This window comes from Kribbella sp. NPDC006257 (genome assembly GCF_040613535.1).
GTDB lineage: Bacteria > Actinomycetota > Actinomycetes > Propionibacteriales > Kribbellaceae > Kribbella.
On record NZ_JBEXSJ010000042.1, the window covers coordinates 55139 to 74797 of the forward strand.

The 19659-nt window shown below is 67.4% G+C and carries 16 protein-coding genes; 12 read left to right on the plus strand and 4 right to left on the minus strand.

Annotation, left to right across the window (positions count from 1 at the left end; genetic code table 11):
• Window position 1: 1 nt before the first annotated feature.
• Window positions 2-901 carry a cytochrome c oxidase subunit II gene (gene coxB / locus ABZ004_RS34835; protein ID WP_355685724.1) on the minus strand — a complete coding sequence of 300 codons (900 nt, stop codon included), beginning with the start codon at window positions 899-901 and terminating at the stop codon, window positions 2-4.
• A gap of 94 nt (window positions 902-995) precedes the next feature.
• On the opposite strand from coxB, the gene ABZ004_RS34840 reads away from it, so the two are divergent.
• The 5 genes from ABZ004_RS34840 to pulA all read left to right on the plus strand — a co-directional run bounded on the left by ABZ004_RS34840 (window position 996) and on the right by pulA (window position 9506).
• Window positions 996-2123: an aminotransferase class V-fold PLP-dependent enzyme gene (locus tag ABZ004_RS34840; protein WP_355685725.1), complete on the plus strand. Its 1128-nt coding sequence runs from the start codon at window positions 996-998 to the stop codon at window positions 2121-2123.
• Complete coding sequence (locus ABZ004_RS34845) at window positions 2120-2326, plus strand: sulfurtransferase TusA family protein (protein WP_355685727.1); 207 nt, start codon at window positions 2120-2122, stop codon at window positions 2324-2326. The genes ABZ004_RS34840 and ABZ004_RS34845 overlap by 4 nt, the downstream gene beginning before the upstream one ends.
• A 61-nt stretch (window positions 2327-2387) precedes the next feature.
• Entirely contained in the window at window positions 2388-2948 is a 561-nt protein-coding gene (locus ABZ004_RS34850; RefSeq protein WP_355685729.1) for a GNAT family protein, read from the plus strand.
• Complete coding sequence (locus ABZ004_RS34855) at window positions 2945-3682, plus strand: Sir2 family NAD-dependent protein deacetylase (RefSeq protein ID WP_355685730.1); 738 nt, start codon at window positions 2945-2947, stop codon at window positions 3680-3682. Before ABZ004_RS34850 ends, ABZ004_RS34855 begins: the two co-directional genes overlap by 4 nt.
• Window positions 3683-3782: 100 nt before the next feature.
• On the plus strand, window positions 3783-9506 hold the full coding sequence (gene pulA / locus ABZ004_RS34860) for a pullulanase-type alpha-1,6-glucosidase (protein WP_355685732.1): 5724 nt from the start codon (window positions 3783-3785) through the stop codon (window positions 9504-9506).
• Here the strand turns inward: pulA and ABZ004_RS34865 are convergent.
• On the minus strand, window positions 9503-10387 hold the full coding sequence (locus ABZ004_RS34865; RefSeq protein WP_355685734.1) for a diacylglycerol kinase family protein: 885 nt from the start codon (window positions 10385-10387) through the stop codon (window positions 9503-9505). The two genes, pulA and ABZ004_RS34865, sit on opposite strands and share 4 nt — an antisense overlap.
• 34 nt (window positions 10388-10421) lie before the next feature.
• Between ABZ004_RS34865 and ABZ004_RS34870 the strand changes: the two genes are divergently transcribed.
• From ABZ004_RS34870 to ABZ004_RS34885, 4 genes are all read left to right on the plus strand, one after another.
• Complete coding sequence (locus ABZ004_RS34870) at window positions 10422-11816, plus strand: serine hydrolase (RefSeq protein ID WP_355685736.1); 1395 nt, start codon at window positions 10422-10424, stop codon at window positions 11814-11816.
• 69 nt (window positions 11817-11885) lie between these two features.
• Complete coding sequence (locus tag ABZ004_RS34875) at window positions 11886-12824, plus strand: NAD(P)-dependent oxidoreductase (protein ID WP_355685737.1); 939 nt, start codon at window positions 11886-11888, stop codon at window positions 12822-12824.
• Window positions 12825-12942: 118 nt separating this feature from the next.
• Window positions 12943-13641, plus strand: a complete 699-nt coding sequence (locus ABZ004_RS34880; RefSeq protein ID WP_355685739.1) for a hypothetical protein — start codon at window positions 12943-12945, stop codon at window positions 13639-13641.
• A 34-nt stretch (window positions 13642-13675) separates the two neighbouring features.
• Complete coding sequence (locus ABZ004_RS34885; protein ID WP_355685741.1) at window positions 13676-14863, plus strand: M20/M25/M40 family metallo-hydrolase; 1188 nt, start codon at window positions 13676-13678, stop codon at window positions 14861-14863.
• Here ABZ004_RS34885 and ABZ004_RS34890 read toward each other — a convergent pair.
• On the minus strand, window positions 14826-15476 hold the full coding sequence (locus ABZ004_RS34890; protein WP_355685742.1) for a hypothetical protein: 651 nt from the start codon (window positions 15474-15476) through the stop codon (window positions 14826-14828). The genes ABZ004_RS34885 and ABZ004_RS34890 overlap by 38 nt on opposite strands.
• A 110-nt stretch (window positions 15477-15586) precedes the next feature.
• Here ABZ004_RS34890 and ABZ004_RS34895 point away from each other — a divergent pair, with 110 nt between their 5' ends.
• From ABZ004_RS34895 to ABZ004_RS34905, 3 genes are read left to right on the plus strand one after another with little or no spacing between them, the layout of a single operon-like run.
• On the plus strand, window positions 15587-17581 hold the full coding sequence (locus ABZ004_RS34895) for a histidine kinase (RefSeq protein WP_355685744.1): 1995 nt from the start codon (window positions 15587-15589) through the stop codon (window positions 17579-17581).
• Window positions 17569-18213 carry a response regulator transcription factor gene (locus ABZ004_RS34900; RefSeq protein ID WP_355685746.1) on the plus strand — a complete coding sequence of 215 codons (645 nt, stop codon included), beginning with the start codon at window positions 17569-17571 and terminating at the stop codon, window positions 18211-18213. The genes ABZ004_RS34895 and ABZ004_RS34900 overlap by 13 nt, the downstream gene beginning before the upstream one ends.
• A gap of 27 nt (window positions 18214-18240) precedes the next feature.
• On the plus strand, window positions 18241-18594 hold the full coding sequence (locus ABZ004_RS34905) for a VOC family protein (RefSeq protein WP_355685748.1): 354 nt from the start codon (window positions 18241-18243) through the stop codon (window positions 18592-18594).
• On the opposite strand, the gene ABZ004_RS34910 is transcribed toward ABZ004_RS34905, so the two are convergent.
• Window positions 18591-19355 (minus strand): nucleotidyltransferase domain-containing protein, encoded by a 765-nt coding sequence (locus tag ABZ004_RS34910; protein ID WP_355685750.1) that lies wholly within the window; start codon window positions 19353-19355, stop codon window positions 18591-18593. The genes ABZ004_RS34905 and ABZ004_RS34910 overlap by 4 nt on opposite strands.
• Window positions 19356-19659 lie beyond the last annotated feature (304 nt).

Sequence of the window (19659 nt, forward strand, 5' to 3'; positions counted from 1 at the left end):
GTCACTTCTCGCCCTCCTTGCCCGGGTGGCCCGGAATGGTGGTCGCATCCTGACCACCGATCGCCGCACCGGTCTGGCCCCGGCGAGCGAGGTCTTCCAGGTGCGCCTTGTACTCGTCGGGGGTGACCACCTTGACGGTGAAGATCATCCGACTGTGGTAGAGGCCGCAGAGCTCCGCGCACTTGCCTGCGAAGGTACCGGTTTTGGTCGGGGTCAGCTCGAGCTTGTTGGTGCGGCCCGGGATGACGTCCAGCTTGAAGTAGAACGAGGGCACCCAGAAGGAGTGGATGACGTCCGGCGAGGTCAGGTCGAAGTGCACCGACTCGCCCTGCGGCAGCCACAGCTCGGCCGGCTTGTCGAGCGTGCCGGTCTCCCAGACACCCTGCTGGCCGTTGACCGTGTCCTTGTAGTTGAAGGTCCACTGCCACTGCTGACCGACCACGTTGATCGTGTGCGCCGGGTTGTCGGACATCTTCGTGATCTCGTTGCCGTGCTCGACGGTGTAGAAGAAGAGCACGCCGATGATCGCGAACGGCGCCAACGTGTAGAGCACCTCGAGCGGCAGGTTGTATCGCGTTTGCCGCGGAGCCTCCTCGTTGCGCCGGCGGTAGCGGACCACCGCGAACAGGATCAGGCCCCAGACCATCACACCGATGATCAGGGCGGCGATCCAGGCGCCGATCCAGAGGCTCTTCATCGCCTCGGTCCGGTCCGAAGCGCCCTCGGGCAGGCCGAGTCGCTTCCACTGCTCGGTGGTCTGCGACGAGCAGCCGGTCAGCAGCAGAGTGCCGACCACTACCGCCGCCGGAACCAGCAAGCGTCGCTTCCCCGGACGTGCGGCGGCGCGGGTCTTCTCCAGACCAGCTGCGCGCTCGACTCCGGGCGTGCCGTTCGAACCCACGGGGCGCCTTTCCCTTCCCAGGTGAGACTGACGACAGAACACTACTGGACACCTCTGGCGCTTCTGCGCATAGGTAGGGCTTAGCGTTTCCCCCGTGATCCAGCGTGCGTATTTAGATGCCGCGTCCTCCGAACCGTTACATCCGGCAGCCCGGGAAATGTTGCTGTCGGCAGTGGATTCCGGATGGGCGGATCCGGCCCGTCTGCACCACGAGGGAAGGACCGCGAGACTGCTGCTGGACAACGCCCGGGCAGTGCTTGCGGAAAGCATCGGAGTACGCCCGGACGAGCTCTACCTGACCACCTCCGGCACAGCTGCGATCCACGCCGGCCTGGTCGCTGTAGCTGCTGCCCGACGACGGGTCGGGAGCACTGTGATCCACACGGCCGTGGAGCATTCCGCAGTACTGCATGCTGCTGCAGTTGCCGGTACGCCGGTGGAGGTGGGCGTGGATGCGTCGGGACGGATCGACAGGGACGCGTTCGAGGCGGAGGTAGCCAAGCCGGGTGTAGCAGTAGCAGCCCTGCAGTCGGCGAACCATGAGGTGGGGACGCAGCAGCCGATTGCCTGGGCTGCTGAGGTCTGCGCGAAAGCTGGTGTGCCGCTCTTTGTGGATGCTGCTGCGTCGCTCGGGCATGACGTAGTACCGGCTGGGTGGTCGGCGCTGGCAGGTAGTGCTCACAAGTGGGGTGGGCCGGCCGGGGTCGGGCTGGTCGCCGTACGGAAGGGCACGCGGCTCGCGCCGACGTGGCCGGTGGACGAGCGCGAGGACGGGCTGTCTCCGGGGCATCCCAACATCCCCTCGATCCTGGCAGCCGCCGCTGCTCTGCAGGCGCGTCTCACGGAGGCAGACGAGCTCGACAAGCAGCATCGGGCGTGGATCGACGAACTACGTCAGCGCATCGCGGCAGACATCACAGACGTGGAAGTAGTAGGTGACCCAGACGACCGGCTCCCCCACGTGCTGACGTTTTCCTGCCTCTACGTCGACGGTGAAGCACTAGTGACCGAGTTGGACGCAGAAGGCTTCTCAGTTTCCAGCGGATCAGCCTGTACTTCGAGCACGCTGCGCCCGTCGCACGTGCTGGCCGCGATGGGCGTACTCACCCACGGCAACATCCGCGTCTCGCTAGGCCGCACCAGCACCTACGCCGAGGTCGACCGCTTCGCGACGGTGCTTCCCGGCCTCGTCCGCCGCATCCGGGCGGAGGTAGGAATGTGACCCTCGACTGCCGCGGCATGCTCTGCCCACTCCCGGTGATCAAGCTCGCCAAAGCGCTACCGACCGTGAGCGTCGGCGACACCATCACCGTGCTCGCCGACGATCCCGCGGCCGCCATCGACATCCCCGCCTGGTGCCGGATGCGCTCCCAGGAACTCGTCTCCGCCGGCAACGCCCAGTACGTCGTACGCCGCCTCTCCTGATCCCGAAGCGGGCCAGTAATTCCGTGGCGGGTCTGCCGGCTTCGTTGGAAGACTGCGGTGCGTGACTGACTTCTCGGTGAAGCCGACTCTGACCGGTGAGCTGGTCGTGCTGCGTCCGTTGGACGAGGGCGACTACGACGCGCTGAAGGCGGCGATGGACGACCCCGAGGTCGGCCGGTTGACGGGCAGCCATGAGGAGATCACCGAGGAGCGGGCGCGGCAGTGGATGCGGACCCGGAAGGACCAGACCGACCGGCTGGACCTGGCGATCGTGGACAAGGCGAGCGGGGAGACCGTCGGCGAGGCGGTGCTGAACGAGTGGGACCCGGACAACGAGTCCTGCAACTTCCGGATCCTGATCGGGCCGCGCGGTCAGGGACGTGGTCTCGGCACCGAGGCGACCCGGTTGATCGTCGGCTACGGGATCGAGGTGCTCGGGCTGCACCGGATCGAGCTCGGCGTCTACTCGTTCAATCCGCGGGCTCAGCGGACGTACGAGAAAGCCGGTTTCGTGGTCGAAGGTGTGCGTCGGCACGCGCTGCGCTGGGACGGCGAGTGGGTCGACGCGATCGTCATGTCGGTCCTGGCACCGGAGTGGAAGCCGGTAGTTTCGGGGGCGTGACTAGTGCCACCGAGCTGGTGTCGAAGGCCGAGCGGATCGCCGTACTGACCGGAGCGGGGATCTCCACCGCCTCCGGCATCCCCGACTTCCGCGGGCCGCAGGGTGTCTGGACGAAGAATCCGGCCGCCCAGGCGATGTTCGACATCGACGAGTACGTCGCGTCGCGGGCGGTCCGGGTGGAGGCCTGGAAGTTCCGCCTCGCCGCCCCGGTCTGGACCGCCGAACCGAACGCGGGCCACCTGGCATTGGTCGCCCTCGAGAAGCAGGGCCGGCTGGCCGGGCTCGCCACCCAGAACATCGACGGCCTGCACGAAAAGGCCGGCTCGTCACCAGCCCTGATCCACGAACTCCACGGCACCGTCCGGTACGTCGACTGCCTGAGCTGCGCTCGCCGGATCCCGATGGAAGAGGTCCTCCCCCGCCTCGCGGCCGGCGACGAAGACCCGGCCTGCGAGGTCTGCGGCGGCATCCTCAAGTCGGCAACCGTCTCGTTCGGCCAATCCCTCGACCCGGCGGTACTGGACGCAGCCGCGGCGGCGACCCGCTCGGCCGACCTCTTCCTCGCCATCGGCACCTCGCTCCAGGTCTACCCGGCGGCCGGTCTCTGCGACCACGCTCTGAACGCCGGGATCCCACTGATCGTCGTGAACGCCCAGCCCACGCCGTACGACGAAGACGCCACCGCCGTCCTCACCACGCCCATCGAAACCACCCTGCCGGCCCTGGTCGGCTGACCGCGCCGTTACCTGAACGCGACCTTCGAGGCGTTCCCCGGAGCAGGAGCCGGGGTTAGCGTCCGAAGGGTTTGTGCTGTCTTGTGGGAGGGGTCCCGTGATGAGTAGGTCTGTCGTGCGTCGGGTGACAGCGGGCGTGACCGCGGTCGCGATGGTGGTGCTCGGGTTCGGTACCGCGGCTCCGGCACCGGCTCAGGTCGCCGCCGAGCGGGTGATCACGGTGGCGGGCTCGCTGCAGAGCGAGCTGGGTTGTTCCGCGGACTGGTCGCCGTCCTGCCCGGAGAGCGAGCTCGTGAAGGGCACCGGTTCGCAGTACGGGCGGGTGTTCGACGTACCGGCCGGGGCCTATGAGTACAAGGTCACCGTCAACGGGGCGTGGGACGAGAACTACGGCGCCGGCGGGGTGCTCAACGGCGCGAACATCCCGCTGCGACTCGAGGGCCCGGCGAAGGTGCAGTTCAGCTACGACGACACCACGCACCTGGTCACGGTGAAGCCCGTTGACCTCGCGGGTGGGGTGACCGCGGCTGACAAGGCGCTCGCGACGCCGAGCCTGCGCAAGGACCTCACCAAGGAGCGGTTCTACTTCCTGATGGCCGACCGGTTCGCCAACGGCGACAAGTCGAACGACACCGGCGGCCTCACCGGAGACCGCCTGCAGACCGGTCTCGACCCGACCGACAAGGGCTTCTACCACGGTGGCGACCTGGCCGGCGTGATGCAGAAGCTCGACTACATCAAGTCCCTCGGTACGACGAGTATCTGGCTCACGCCGTCGTTCAAGAATCGTCCGGTGCAGGGCACGGGCGCTGATGTCAGCGCCGGGTACCACGGGTACTGGATCACCGACTTCACCCAGATCGACCCGCACCTGGGCACCAACGCGGACATGCAGACGCTGATCACGCTGGCGCACAAGAAGGGGATGAAGGTCTTCTTCGACATCATCACCAACCACACCGCCGATGTGATCGCCTACCAGTCCGGGCAGTACGGCTACATCCCGAAGTCGACGTCGCCGTACAAGGATGCCCAGGGCAACGTCTTTGACGACAAGGCCTACGCCGGCGGCGACACCTTCCCACCGCTCGACAAGAACGTGAGCTTCCCGAACGTGCCGGTCTTCAAGACGCCGGCCGACGAGACGGTCAAGGTGCCGGCCTGGCTGAACGACCCGACGCTCTACCACAACCGCGGCGACTCGACTTTCGCCGGAGAGTCGGCGGAGTACGGCGACTTCGTCGGGCTGGACGACCTGTTCACCGAGCAGCCGAAGGTCCGCGACGGCATGATCGATGTCTACAAGACGTGGGCCGAGCTCGGCATCGACGGCTTCCGGATCGACACCGTCAAGCACGTGAACATCGAGTTCTGGCAGAAGTTCTCGCCGCAGATCCTGGCGGCCGCGAAGGCGAGCGGGGCGAAGAACTTCTTCATGTTCGGCGAGGTCTTCGACGCCGACCCGAAGCTGATGTCGACCTACACCACCAAGGGTGCGCTGCAGGCGACGCTGGACTTCGGGTTCCAGCAGAACGCCGTCGCCTACGCCAAGGGCGATCCGAGCACTCGCGTGCGGGACCTCTTCGCGAACGACGACTACTACACCGACGCGGACTCGAACGCCTACCAACTGCCGACGTTCCTGGGCAACCACGACATGGGCCGGGTCGGCACGTTCATCAAGCAGAGCGGCGCCAACGGCCAGGAGTTGCTCGCCAGAGACGAGCTGGCTCACTCGCTGATGTATCTGACCCGCGGACAACCGGTCATCTACTACGGCGACGAGCAGGGCTTCACCGGACCGGGTGGCGACAAGGACGCGCGACAGGACATGTTCGCGACCAAGACCGCCGACTACACCGACGACGAGGTCGTGGACGGCACCGGGACGACGACGATCGGCAGCAAGGACCACTTCACCACCAATACGCCGCTGTACAAGCACATTGCCGGACTGGCCAAGCTGCGCGCGCAGTACCCGACTCTGGCCGACGGCACTCAGGTCCACCGCTACTCGTCGAACACGAACGGTCTGTACGCGTTCAGCCGGTTCGGCGCGGATCGTACGGAATACCTGGTCGTCGCCAACAACGGGACGACGGCCAAGTCGGCGACCGTTCCGACGTACATGAAGGACAGCCGCTTCAAGCCGATCTTGGGCAGCGCTGGTCAGCTCAAGACCGACCCCGAGGGGCGGGTGCTCGTCACCCAGGCTCCCCTGTCAGTGACGGTCTACCGGGCGACTACGACGCTGCCGCAGCGCGCCAAGGCGCCTGCTGTCTACATGAGCTCGCCAGAGCCGGGTGCTGCGGTCAGCGGTCGAGCAGAGATCGCCGCTGCCGTGCCGGAGAACACTCCGGTGACAGTGACCTTCGGCTACCGCCCAGTCGGTACTACGGCGTGGCAGCGACTCGGGTCGGACGACAACGCGCCGTACCGCGTCTTCCATGACGTCAGTGGACTGGCTAAGGGCACGCTGCTCGAGTACCGGTCCGTACTGCGGGATGCTTCGGGCAACTACTCCGTGTCGGGTTCCTACGGGATCGTGGGTGACGCTCCTGCTCCTGGTGGAGGCGGTGGCGGCGGTACTGGCCCGGTTACCCAGCCGGCCAACGTGAGCGTGCCGGGCGATCACAACAGCGAGATGGGCTGCCCTGCAGACTGGTCACCTGACTGTTCCCAGGCGCAGTTGACCCTGGACGCCAAGGACAAGGTGTGGAAGGGCACCTACACGCTGCCCGCCGGTGAGCACGCCTACAAGGCAGCGATCAACAAGACGTGGGATGAGAACTACGGCGCCGGCGGTGTGTCGAACGGCGCCAACATCTCCTACACGGCTCCTGCAACGCCGGTGACGTTCTACTACGAACACGGCCGGCACTACGCGACCTCCAGTGCGGAGGGGCCGATCATCACCGTGCCGGGCTCGTTCCAGTCCGAACTGGGCTGTCCTGCGGACTGGACACCGGACTGCATGCGGCCCTGGCTGACCGACCAGGATGGGGACGGTACGTACACCTGGTCGACCACGGAGATCGGAGCGGGCAGCTATGAGGCGAAGGTCGCGCACAACCTGTCCTTCGACGAGAACTACGGCGCCGGTGGGGTCAAGGACGGCCCCAACATCGCCATCAACGTTCCCGGCGACGGGCTGGTCGTCACGTTCTCGTACGTGCTCGCGACCCACCTGCTCACGGTGACGACGTCGAAGCCGGGTGCGCAGCCCGATCTCAAGCAGGCGAAGGCGTACTGGGTCGGGCGCGACCTGCTCGCCGTACCGGCTGTTGCCCATCCCGAGCGCTCCCGTTGGCGGCTGCACTGGTCGCTGAATGGCTCGCTGGCGGTGGATGCGGACGACATCGGCGGTTCGTCGACCGGGCTGCGGGTGGATCTAGCTGGTCTTCCGGCCGCAGTACTGGCCAAGTTCCCCGCGCTGGCGGGCTACACGGCGCTGCGGCTGGATCATGCGTCCGATGCGGCCAAGATGCTCAAGGGGCAACTAGGGCTCGCGCAGTACGACGATGCCGGGCGGCTGCTGGACGCTACCGGCGTACAGATTCCTGGTGTGCTGGACGATCTCTACGGTTCTGCTGCCGCTCGGTCCTATGGAGTGACCTGGCACGGCGGCGTACCGCGCTTCACCTTGTGGGCGCCGACAGCGCAGAACGTCGTACTGCTCGTCGGTTCGTCCCGGGTGCCGATGAAGGCGGCCTCGGACGGATCGTGGTCCGTAGTCGGCCGGCACTCCTGGCAGAACGCTCCCTACCGCTTCGAGGTGACGGTCTTCGCCCCGTCGACCGGGAAGGTCGAGACGAACGTCGTCACCGACCCGTACTCCGTGGCGCTCACCACCGACTCGACGTACTCCGTTGCGGTAGATCTCGATGCGGCCGCCGGGAAGCCTGCGTTGTGGGCTGGTACGCCCTCGCCCAAACTCGCTCGCGGCGTCGACCCGACGATCTACGAGTTGCACGTGCGGGACTTCTCGATCAGCGATCCGACGGTGCCGTCGGCGCATCGTGGGACTTATCTGGCGTTCGCCGATGAGGGCAACGGGACGAAGCATCTGCGCGCCTTGGCTGCCGCTGGACTGAACACGGTGCACCTGCTGCCGACGTTCGACATCGCGAGCATTCCGGAGGGCACGCAAGCGAAACCTGCCTGCGATCTCAAGTCGTTCGCACCGGACTCGGAGGAGCAGCAGGCCTGTGTCGGCGCGGTCGCCGCTACGGACGGCTTCAACTGGGGCTACGACCCGTTCCATTGGCTGGCGCCCGAGGGTTCGTATGCGACCGCCAAGGACGGTCTCGCGCGGGTCGCCGAGTTCCGGACGATGGTCGGCGGACTGCACAAGTCGGGGCTGCGCGTTGTGCTGGATCAGGTCTACAACCACACCCCTGCCGCCGGGCAGGCGCCGACGTCGGTGCTCGACAAGGTGGTGCCCGGCTACTACCAGCGGCTGAACGCAACCGGCGGCGTCGAGAACTCGACCTGCTGCAGCAACGTCGCCACCGAACACACGATGGCCGAGAAGATCATGGTCGACTCGACTGTCTCGTGGGCCCGGAACTACCACGTCGACGGGTTCCGGTTCGACCTGATGGGGCACCACAGCAAGGCGAACCTGCTCAAGGTGCGCGCTGCTCTCGACAAGCTGACGCTCGCCCACGACGGGGTGGACGGCAAGAGGATCTACCTGTACGGCGAGGGCTGGAACTTCGGTGAGGTCGCGGACAACGCCCTCTTCGTCCAGGCCACGCAGGGCAACCTCGGCGGCACCGGGATCGGCACGTTCTCGGACCGGATGCGCGACGCGGTTCGGGGCGGCGGTCCGTTCGACGACGACCCGCGCGTCCAGGGCTTCGGCTCCGGTGCGGCGAGCGATCCCAACGGTGCACCTGTGAACGGATCGCCGGCCGACCAGGCGAAGCGGCTCGCGCACGACACCGACCTGGTGCAGCTCGGGCTGGCGGGCAACCTTCGCTCGTTCACCTTCAAGTCGGCGGACGGCGGCGCCGTCGTACGGGGTGATGGGGTGGACTACAACGGCTCCCCGGCCGGGTATGCGGATCAGCCCGACGAGGTGATCAGCTATGTCGATGCCCATGACAACGAAACGCTGTGGGACTCGCTGACCTACAAGCTGCCGGCCACGCTGCCGATGGCGGACCGGGTCCGGATGAACACGTTGTCCCTGGCAACGACCGCGCTGGCCCAGACGCCGTCCTTCTGGCACGCCGGCGCGGACCTGCTGCGCAGCAAGTCGCTCGACCGCAACTCGTACAACTCCGGCGACTGGTTCAACACCCTCGACTGGACCGGCGCCGACAACGGCTTCGGCCACGGACTCCCGATGAAGGCCGACAACGAAGCCAAGTACCCCTTCATGAAGCCGCTGCTGGCGAATCCCGCTCTGAAACCGTCAGCCGCTGACGTGGCTACAGCAAGCGCCGCGGCCGCAGACCTGCTCAAGCTCAGGTTCTCGACGCCACTCTTCCGTTTGGGGTCGGCTGCTCTGATCAACCAGAAGCTCTCCTACCCACTCAGCGGCACAGCTTCAGCCGTCCCTGGTGTCGTCACCTTGCGCATCGACGACACCGTCGGGCCGGATGTCGATCCTGCCCTGAAGGGCCTGGTCGTCATCTTCAACACCACGGGCTCAGCGGTGACCCAGCAGCTTCCTGGTCTGACCAACGCCAGCCTTTCGCTGTCACCCATCCAGGCAGGAGGCTCGGACCCGGTCGTCAAGCAGACCAGTTGGGCAGCTGGCACCGGCACCGCGACCGTCCCGGCGCGGACGGTCGCGGTCCTGTTGCAGCACTAAGGAACCCGGACCACCAGCGCTGACGGATCGACGGTGGCCGTCAGCGTGGTGCCTTCGGGGATCTCGTCTCCGTCCAGCTCACGGCGTACCGGGTGGGCCGTGCGGAGCTGGATGGTCCGGCCGGTGAAGCGTTCGATGTGCCGGCCTTCCTGGATGGACTTCACCACGAGGCTGAGCGCCAGGCGGGGCCAGTGGGCGAGCCGGCGGGGCGCCAGGACGACGAGGTCGATGACGTTGTCGTCCGGCTGCGCGTCCGGCAGCAGTGGGATGTTGGCCTGCAGGGTGCCGACGTTGCCGATGACAGCCATCCGGGCCCGCCGGGTGATCGGCGGGCGGTCGTCGATGGTGATCTCGATGCTGACGAACGGGTGGTTGAGGTTCTTGACGGTCGAGACGATGTACGCCGCCCAGCCGAACCGCTTCTTCAGGTCGTCGGGGGCGTCGGCGATGATCGCGGCGTCCAGGCCGAGCCCGGCCATCACCACGAACCGGTCGGTGCCGAGTTCGTCGCCCTCGACCTGAACGCTGTCGATCCGGCGTTCGGACCCGCCCAGGACTTCGGACAGCGCGAGCTCCAGGTCCAGCGAGATCCCCAGGTTGCGGGCGAGCAGGTTGCCCGTTCCGGCCGGGAGCACCGCGGCCGGGAGCGTCGTCCCGGCGAGTTCGGCGCAGACCACGCGGACCGTGCCGTCTCCGCCGGCGATCACCACCAGGTCGGGCGCCTCGTCGATCGCGCGCCTGGCCATCGCGACGCCGGCGTCGTCCTCGGTGGTCTCGAGCCAGAGAGTGTCGGTGAAATCGTGCTCGTCGAGGGCTGCCTGCACCGTCGTACGGAAGTCGTCCGGCACTTTGACCGGATTGAGGATCACTGCGGCTCGCAAGAGTTTGTCCGTCCAGGGAGATAGCGTCTGAGGAATGAGCAGCCTTCCACGGAGTACCCCAGAAGCACAGGGCCTATCCACCGCCGCGCTCGACTCGTTCGTCGCCGCGCTGGATGCCTCGGAGCAGGAGATCCAGACGCTGACGCTGGTCCGGCACGGGCATGTGGTGCTGGCGGAGGAGTGGGCGCCGTACCGGCTGGCCGATCGGCACATGCTGTTCTCGGTCTCGAAGAGTTTCACCTCGATGGCGATCGGCCTGCTCGTCGCGGCTGGCCAGGTGTCGCTGGACGACCAGGTGATCTCGTTCTTCGGCCCGGACGAGTTGCCGGAGACAATCAGTGACAACCTCGCCGCGATGAAGGTCCGGCATCTGCTGACGATGACCACCGGGCACTCCCAGGACACCGTCGAGCGGCTCAGCCGGGACCGTCGGATGGTCGGGATCTTCCTCGGGCTCGACGTCGAGGTCGAGCCGGGCACCCTGTTCGTCTACAACAGCGGCGCGACGTACATGCTGTCGGCGATCCTGCAGAAGGTGACCGGCGAGACGCTGCTGGACTACCTGCGCCCCCGGCTGTTCGAGCCGCTCGGCGCCACCGAGGCGATCTGGGACGTGTCGCGCGAGGGGATCACCACCGGCGGCTGGGGGCTCAGCCTCACCACGGACTCACTGGCCAAGTTCGGCCAGCTGATGCTGCAGCGCGGCGAGTGGGAGGGGAAGCAGCTCATCCCCGCGGACTGGGTCGATGCGGCGACCAGCAAGCAGGTGCCGAACGACAACGAGACCAACCCGGACTGGCAGTGCGGCTACGGCCTGCAGTACTGGCGGGCGCGGCACGGGGCGTATCGCGCCGACGGAGCGTTCGGCCAGTACGTCGTGATGTTCCCCGACCAGGACGCCACGCTGGCCATCACCAGCGCCTCCCCCGACATGCAGGCCACCCTCGACCTGGTCTGGGCGCACCTGCTGCCGGCCTTCGAAGGCGGCAAGGGCGACGGGACGCCGCGACCACAGCGCCTGGAGATCCTGCCGCCCAAGGGAGCGGTACCGACCGGCAACGGCCGGACCTACACCTTCGAGCCGAACCATTCGATGCTCGCGGCGGTCCGGCTGGACGACGACGGGACCGGCACCTTCACCTTCTCGCACGCCGCCGGTCTGTGGGGCAACCCGAGCGAGGCTTCGCAGGAAGTCGTCTGCGCGCCGGGCGACTGGCGGGAGCTGACCGACAAGCTCACCGATCCGCCGTCGCGGATGGTGACGAGCGCGCACGCCGACGGCGACGCCTTCGTCGCGACCTTCCGTTACCTGGAGTCGCCGTTCGCGGTGACGATGACCTGCCGCGTCGACGGCGACACGATGACGATCGACGGCCGCAACAACGTCGGTTTCGGCCCGGCCGAGTTCACTCTGCGTTCGGTGACGTAGGTCATAGTCACGAATCTTCAGCTGTCCGTGTCCCTGGGTCGTAACCATCGAAACTGGAGGACGAGAGAGATGAAGATTCTGGTTGCGGGTGCGACGGGCGGGCTCGGGCAGTCACTGGTGCCGAAGCTGGTGACTGCCGGGCACGAGGTGACCGCGATGATCCGGTCGGACTCGAGCGCACCGGCGGTCCGGGCCCAGGGTGCCGGCGTGGTGATCGCCGACGGGCTCGACGGCGAGGCGGTGAAGCGGGCGGTGAACACCAGCGAGCCCGAGGTCGTCGTCCACCAGATGACGGCGCTCAAGGGCGGGATCAACTTCAAGAAGTTCGACGACAGCTTCGCGGTGACGAACCGGCTGCGCACCGAGGGCCTGGATCATCTGCTCGCCGCGGCGCAGGCAACCGGCGTACGGCGGATCGTCGTACAGGGTTATGCCGGCTGGAACCTCGAGCACGGCGGCTCCGCGACCAAGACCGAGCAGGACCCGCTCGATCCCCATCCCGGACCGGCATCGGTCAAGACGATGAAGAGCCTGCGCTACCTGGAGTCCCGGGTGACCGAGGCCGAGGGGATCGAAGGTGTCGTCCTGCGGTACGCGAGCTTCTACGGCCCGACCGGCGACATCGGCGAGGGCGGCTCGCTCGTCGAGATGATCCGCAAACGCCGGCTTCCGCTGATCGGCAGCGGCGCCGGGATCTGGTCGTTCATCCACTACGACGACGCCGCGGATGTCACCGTGAAAGCGATCGAGGGTACGGCGACCGGCATCTACCAGGTCGCCGACGACGACCCGGCGCCTGCGTCGGTCTGGTTGCCGGAGTTCGCCAAGATCCTCGGCGCCAAACCGCCACGGCACATCCCCGCCTGGCTCGGCCGCCTGGCCGTCGGCGACCTCGGCGTCGCCGCCTTCACCGAGATCCGCGGCGCCGACAACGCCCTCGCCAAACAAACCTTCGACTGGCAACCCCACTACGCCTCCTGGCGCACCGGCTTCCGCGAAGGCCTGTGACCCCTTCGGGCAGGAGCGTCCTGCCGATCATGCAGGGAACGGTGCAACCAGCTCCCCCGGCGATCCGCGCTGACTACGGTGCTGCCAAAACCCGGTCATTGCAAGGGAGCTGAAACCCATGCGTTACAAGTCGTTGCTGGCAGCAACCGGCCTGCTCGCCTCCGGCCTGGCCTTCACCCAGCCGGTCCAGGCGGCCCCCACCACCGCGGCCGGCCCCACCGCAAGTACCTGTTCCATCACCCTGCCCGCCCGGATCTACATCGGCGGTCCGACGACCGACCTCACCGTGAAGCAGAAGCAGGACTGCATCGACGCCGGCGTGAAGCAGGCCGACTGGCGCGGCACCCAGAACGGCGACGAGGTCACGGAATTCATCGAGTTCCTGAACTACAGCCGGTCCACGAAGCTGACCCTCAAGGACGATGTCGCCCCGATCGGCACAGTGATCTGGTCCGGGCACGGCGCCCAGACCGCCGGTGGTGACGACATCCCCCAGAAGAGCGCCACCCATGCCATCAAGTACGACTCCTGGGGCAACGTGGTCGCTACCAAGTCGGGCTCGACCGTGAGTGTGACCGCTCAGATCGGTTGCTATGTCCACAAGGAGAACCGGTACGTCCGCTGGCCCAACAAGACCGGCATCCTGCAGTTCGCCGAGAAGGGCAGCACGGTCTGGCACAACCTCGCGAGTTTCAAGACCAACTCGAAGGGTGAGTACACCGTGAAGTACCAGCCGGGCAAGGTCCGGCAGTACCGCCTCTACGTCTACGAATCGCCGTCGGTCTGGTGGAAGCTCACCGGTACCAAGACGGTCTGAGAGTAGAATCTCCTGATTCTCCGAAGGGAAATCAGTGAGCAGCTCCGCCACCGAACAGGCCGTCCTGGACCGGATCGACGAGGACCTCTTGGTCCGTACGACGCAGTCGTTGCTCAGGGCAGCCGGGCAGAACCCGCCCGGTGATGAAGCTGCGACTGTTGCAGCGCTGACCACCGCCGCCATCTCGCTGGGTCTGGACGTCGTCGCCTCGCAGGTAGAACCGGGCCGGGACAACCTGTCCGTCGTGCTGCCCGGGGGCGACGGACCGGGGTTGTTGTTGCTCGGCCACACCGACGTCGTACCGGTCGGTGACGGCTGGACACACGACCCCTTCGGTGGCGAGCTGGTCGACGGCCGGATCTACGGCCGTGGCGCCTCGGACATGAAAGGCGGTGTCGCCGCCGCCCTCGTCGCGATGGCTGCCCTCCGCGGCGTCGCGTTGTCCGGCCCGGTCGAACTCGCCGCGCTGGTCGACGAGGAGGAGACCGGCAAGGGCATCCGCTCGTACGTCGCGGACGAGCACTCGTTCCTGGGGTGCATCACCGCCGAACCGACCGATCTCCAGACCATCATCGGCGCTCGCGGCGACTCCTACCTGCGCGTCGCGATCCGCGGCCGGGCCAGCCACGCCGGCAATCCGGATGGTGGCGCCAATGCGATCTACGGTGCGGCCGCCGTAGTGGCCGAGATCGAACGCCTGCACAAGGAACTGGCCACGTCGCCGCATCCGCTGCTCGGCCCGGCGACCTGGAGTGTCGGCCGGATCGACGGTGGCACCGGCGGCTCGATCGTCCCGGCCGAGTGCGTCGTGGTCGCGGACCGGCGGCTGCTCCCCGGTGAGTCGCCGGACGCAGTACTGGCCGACCTCCGAGCTCGGGTCGAGAAGCTCGGCCTTGCCGATCGCGGGCTGACTTTCGAACTGGAAATGCCGATGGAGATGCCCGCTTTCGAGACACCTCCGTCGGCCTCGCTGGTGCGGGTCACCGACGCCGCCCTCCGCGACGCAGGCGGCCCAGGACTTCCGCTGGGTGGCTGGACGGCGGCCTGCGACGGCGGCTTCATCGCCCGCGACCTCGGCGTACCGGTTGTCGTCCTCGGCCCCGGTTCGGTCACCAACCAGGCCCACCGCCCGGACGAATCCGTCGCCGTAGCCGAAGTACTCGTCGCAGCCCGCGCCTACGCACTCACTGCGTTGCGGCTTCTCGGCTCAGAAACTGCTTGATCACGGGGACCGATCCGGCGATCCGCAATGCCGCGATCGGCAATGCCAGCACAGGAACGCCGGTGACCATCGCGATCGGGAACAGTCCGCCAAGGCCGACGCAGATCGCCGCCCAGGTCGGTACTGCGCCTCGCAGGGCGGCTGCCATCAGCAGGGAGCCGACGACGAACAGCGGGAAGGCGAACAGCGCCACCAGCGGCGGTGAGTCGAGTCGGGCTGCCAGCTGATCGAGGGTTGCGTGGTCGTCGATGCCGTTCATCAGGGCGAGCGGAACGCTGAGCATCGCGTTGGCGAACATCGCCGACAGACCGAGGATCGAGCAGGCGAGCCCCGCGCCGGCCAGGCGCCGGGACCTCCGGGCCGCGATCGTCAGCGCGAAGACGGAGCCGAACATGAAGGGAAACGCCGCAGCCGCCAGGTTGAAGGAGAGCATCAGCAGTCCGTGCTCGTTGTTGATGACGGTGTAGTCCGGCTTGTCCCCGATCCAGGGCTCGTGCAAGGTCGCCAGGGCGAGCGAAAGCAGGGCCGGACCGAGAATCAGGCTGACCGGGGCCAGGACAGACCCCATCGGTCGCTTGGTGGTTGCTGTCGTTGCTGCTGTGAAGGTGGTCATGGCCATCACGGTCCTCCGCGCGGCCGGTCCCGGTCTGCGGTGCAGACCCGGTCAGGTGACCAGGGTTTTCCCGGTTGTGGCGTCGTCGCCGGAGGGCGGATCATCGAGGCGTGGATCCACGAGCGAAGCGGCTGGATGCGCTGGGGGCGGCAGGGTGGATCATCGGATCGCTCGGCGCTCTCAGCGGTCTGCTCGGTGCGGTGCTGGCCGGCTTCGACTCCACCTCGCTGGTGGGTGTCTTCAGCGGGACGGGCTGTTGCCTGCTCGGTGCATTCATCATCGATCGGCAGCCCGCGAACCGCGCCGCCTGGGCGTTCCTGGCCGGTGGCGTCGCCCTGGTCGCCTTCTCGCTCTGCTACGGCTACACCGCCGGGCAGGTGCGGCACGGCAATCTGACAGTCGGTGGGTTCGCTGCCTCGGGCGAGATCATCGGAGCGTTCGCCGGCGCCGGGCTGCCGTTCTTCCAGTTCCTCTTCCCCGATGGGCGGTTGCCATCGCGGCGTTGGCGGCCGGTGTTCATCGCCTACCTGATCGGCTGGGTCGCCTGCCCGATCGCGGTCGGGATCGCGATCTGGCCCCATCGGGCGCCGGGGATCGTGGCGCACAACGGGCCGGTCGACATCGCGCTGCCTCCCGACCTCGGGTCCGCGCTGACGGTCATCGGCATCACCGAGGCCTTCGCGGGGATCTCGATGGCGATCGGGATCGTGTCGATCGCCGTACGCCTGCGCCAGCCCGCCGAGCGACGGCGGGTCCTGCTGGCGCTCTGGGGGATCGGGCTGACCGCAGTGCTGATTGCCGCGACCGCTGGGTTGGACGCCTTCGGCTTCTTCACTGCCGAGTCAGTCACTTCGCTCTGTGCTCCCCTGCCGCTGTTCTTCGCGGTCACCGTGGCGATGCGGCGGCACCAGCTCTTCGACGTCGAACGCCTCGTCGGTCAGACGCTGACGTATGCGACCGTGACGCTGCTCCTGCTCAGCCTGTACGCCGGGGTCGCCATCGGGCTGGGGTCGTTGACCGCGCTCGCCGGGATCGGGTCCTCGCTGGCCGTTGCCGCAGGCACCCTTGCGGTCGCGGCTGCCTTCCGGCCGCTGTTGCGAGTCGTCCGGGCCGCGGTCGATCGCCGGTTCGATCGGCGGACCTGGCTGGCGATCCAGGAGATCGAGGCGTTCACGCGGGACCTCCGAGCGGGCAAGGTGGAGGCTGCTTCGATCGGGCCGGTGCTGCTTCGGGCGGCCGGTGATCCGAGTGGATCGGTGGTCTACCTCGACGGTGCGCAGACGATCGACGCGTTCGGTGCACCGGTGTCGCTGGGCGACGTGGGGGCGGATCGCTTCCGGCGTACGGTGCTTGCGGGGGCGGTGCCGGTGGCCGTGGTCGAGCTCGACGGGCGGTTGGGCGATGAGCCGCGGTTGGTGCAGGCAGTCTTGTCGGCGGCCGCGTTGCCGTTGGAGAACGCGGCTTTGCATGCTCAGGCAGCCGTTCGGTTGGTTGCGATCAACGAGTCGCGGACGCGGATGGTCGAGGCGGATGACAGCAACTGGCGACGCATCGAGCGGGATCTGCATGACGGGGCTCAGCAGCGCTTGGTGGCGCTCGCGCTGCGGTTGCGGATCGCTGAGCGGGAGAACGCCGGCGCTGCGGTGGCGCAGGTGCTGGGCGACGCGGTGACGGAGCTGCGTGGAACGGTGAACGAGTTGCGGGATCTCACCCGGAGTGTGTTGCCGCCGGTGCTGGCTGACGAGGGGTTGCTGGTTGCCTTGCGTACCGCGGCGGCGCGGTTACCGCTTCCCGTCGTGCTGGAGGTTCCTGGTGAGCGGTATCCGGCGCTTGTCGAGGCAACCGCGTGGTTCGTGAGTTGCGAGGGGATGGCGAACGCGGCGAAACACGCCGACGCTTCGTCGCTGCGGATCGCCTTACGGCGTACGGGTGATTGTGTGGTCTTGCAAGTAGCGGATGACGGGGCGGGTGGTGCCGTGCTGACGCCTGGCGGCGGGCTACAAGGGTTGGCGGACCGGGTCGCGGCCGTGGGTGGGCGGTTGACGTTCCGCAGCCCGATCGGTGGCGGAACCTGTATCGAGGCGGAGCTGCCATGCACATCGTGATCGCGGACGACAGCGTGCTGCTGCGCGAAGGCATCATCCAACTGCTGACCAAGGAGGGCTTCACCGTCGACGCCGGGGTCCAGAACGCGACGGACCTGCTGATGGAGGTGGAACGGCACCGGCCGGACGTGGTCATCGTCGATATCCGGATGCCACCGACGCATACGGATGAGGGGTTGCGGGCCGCTGCCCAGTTGCGTGCCGACTACCCGACGCTCGGGATCCTGCTGCTGTCCCAGTGGGTGCATGCCGGGCGTGCGCTGGATCTGTTCCGCGACGGTGGGGCCGGGCTCGGCTATCTGCTGAAGGACCGCGTGACCGAGATCGACGACTTCGTCTCCGCCCTCCACCGGGTCGCCCGCGGCGGTTCGGCGCTTGACCCCGACGTCGTCTCTGCGCTGCTCACCTCGGCACCCGACCCGCTGGCGGAACTGACCGAGCGCGAACAACAGGTCCTCGCGCTGATGGCCGAGGGGCGCACCAACACCGCGATCGCAGAACGCCTCTACCTGGGCCGCAAGACCGTCGAGAGCTACGTCAACACGCTCTTCACCAAGCTCGGGCTGCCTCCGACGGCTGACGACAACCGTCGCGTTCTCGCAGTACTGACTTGGCTCCGAACACAGCCCTAGCCCAGTGGTACTGGCAGGATGGCGGGCATGGAACGTGTACTTGGAATCGGTGGCTACTTCCTCCGGTCGACCGACCCGACGGCGCTCGGCGCCTGGTACCGCGACTACCTCGGCCTCGACGCCGACGAACACGGCCTCTGGCGGCAGGAATCTGGGGCGACGGTCTTCGCGACCTTCGAGTCCGGCACCGACTACTTCGGCTCCCCGACCCAGCAGACCATGCTCAACTTCCGCGTCGCGAACCTGGACGCGATGCTCGCCCAACTCCGCGCCAAAGGCGCCGACGTTGCCGAGGAAACCCAATCCATGGAAGGCATCGGTCGGTTCGGCTGGGTCACCGACCCGGAAGGCAACCGCATAGAACTCTGGCAGCCGGCCTAAGTCTGAACGGCTCTCTCGAACAGCCTCGTCGCGTCGTCGATCGCAGCCGTAAGCGTTATCGGGTCCTGTGCCAGGCTGCCGATGATGCGATCGAGATCTCGAAGGCCGGCGCGGTCGAGCAAGGTCTTCTCGTTCGTCACCCAACTTCCCCGGGCCGCCAGTACTGCGTGTGCCGTCTGGGAGCCTGCGGTGGCGATCGCACCGGCGGACTCGGCGAGCTGCCCGCGTTCGGCATGGGCCGCTCGGGCGTAATTGAGAGTGTGCCGGGCTTCACCCCACCAGCGCTCGGACGCCTGCCTGCGCAGGGCTTCGGGATACTCAGGTCGCACCAGGCTGCCGTGCACCACCTGATTGATGGCGAGCTCCGCCACGAGGATGTAGCTCGGAACGCCCGCTAGATGAAACAGCAGCCGCTCAACGTGGAAGCGCCCCTCCCGCGCCTCCGCCAGCTGATGCTCGACCTCATCCAGATCCCGGTAGTGCACATCAACGCGCCGCCCATCAACCTCGAGCCAGGCGCCCCCGTTGAACACTCCCCCGCCCCAACCGCCGATCTCGAAGACTTCCCCCGGCCACCCCAGCGCACGCAAGTCGTCCGGAGAGAACGCTCCGCGGTAGTAGACAGCAAAATCCCAGTCGCTCTCCGGACCAGCCGTCCCCGTAGCCCGCGACCCTCCCAACGCAACCGCCTCAACACCCGGCAACCCCGCGAGCCGCTCGGTCACATAGCCGAGAAATCCCTCGTCGCCCCGAACCCGCATCCCCGAAGTCTAGGCACCCCCCAAACCACCCCACAGCCCGTCACCCCACTCACACCTCGACAAACCGACTGCACAGGTCACCGCCCACCCGCAGCCGATCCCTACCCCCCGTGGACTCACCGACCCCAAACTCACCAGCCCCGCCCCCAACTCCCCTCCGGCCCCAGCCCTGCTCCCAACTCCCCTCCAGCCCCAGACCTGCTCCTGCTCAGCTCCGGCCTTGCCCACCTCCGGCCCGCTCAGCTCCCGCCTTGCCCACCTCCGGCCAACACAGCACAAGCAAAGACAAACTCCGGCCAAACCA

Coding starts and splice junctions, on each gene's coding strand:
- ABZ004_RS34870 (WP_355685736.1), top strand. CDS start 10,422: ATGAGCAGCCTTCCACGGAGTACCCCAGAAGCACAGGGCCTATCCACC.
- pulA (WP_355685732.1), top strand. CDS start 3,783: ATGAGTAGGTCTGTCGTGCGTCGGGTGACAGCGGGCGTGACCGCGGTC.
- ABZ004_RS34905 (WP_355685748.1), top strand. CDS start 18,241: ATGGAACGTGTACTTGGAATCGGTGGCTACTTCCTCCGGTCGACCGAC.
- ABZ004_RS34880 (WP_355685739.1), top strand. CDS start 12,943: ATGCGTTACAAGTCGTTGCTGGCAGCAACCGGCCTGCTCGCCTCCGGC.
- ABZ004_RS34910 (WP_355685750.1), bottom strand. CDS start 19,355: ATGCGGGTTCGGGGCGACGAGGGATTTCTCGGCTATGTGACCGAGCGG.
- ABZ004_RS34890 (WP_355685742.1), bottom strand. CDS start 15,476: ATGACCACCTTCACAGCAGCAACGACAGCAACCACCAAGCGACCGATG.
- ABZ004_RS34900 (WP_355685746.1), top strand. CDS start 17,569: ATGCACATCGTGATCGCGGACGACAGCGTGCTGCTGCGCGAAGGCATC.
- ABZ004_RS34875 (WP_355685737.1), top strand. CDS start 11,886: ATGAAGATTCTGGTTGCGGGTGCGACGGGCGGGCTCGGGCAGTCACTG.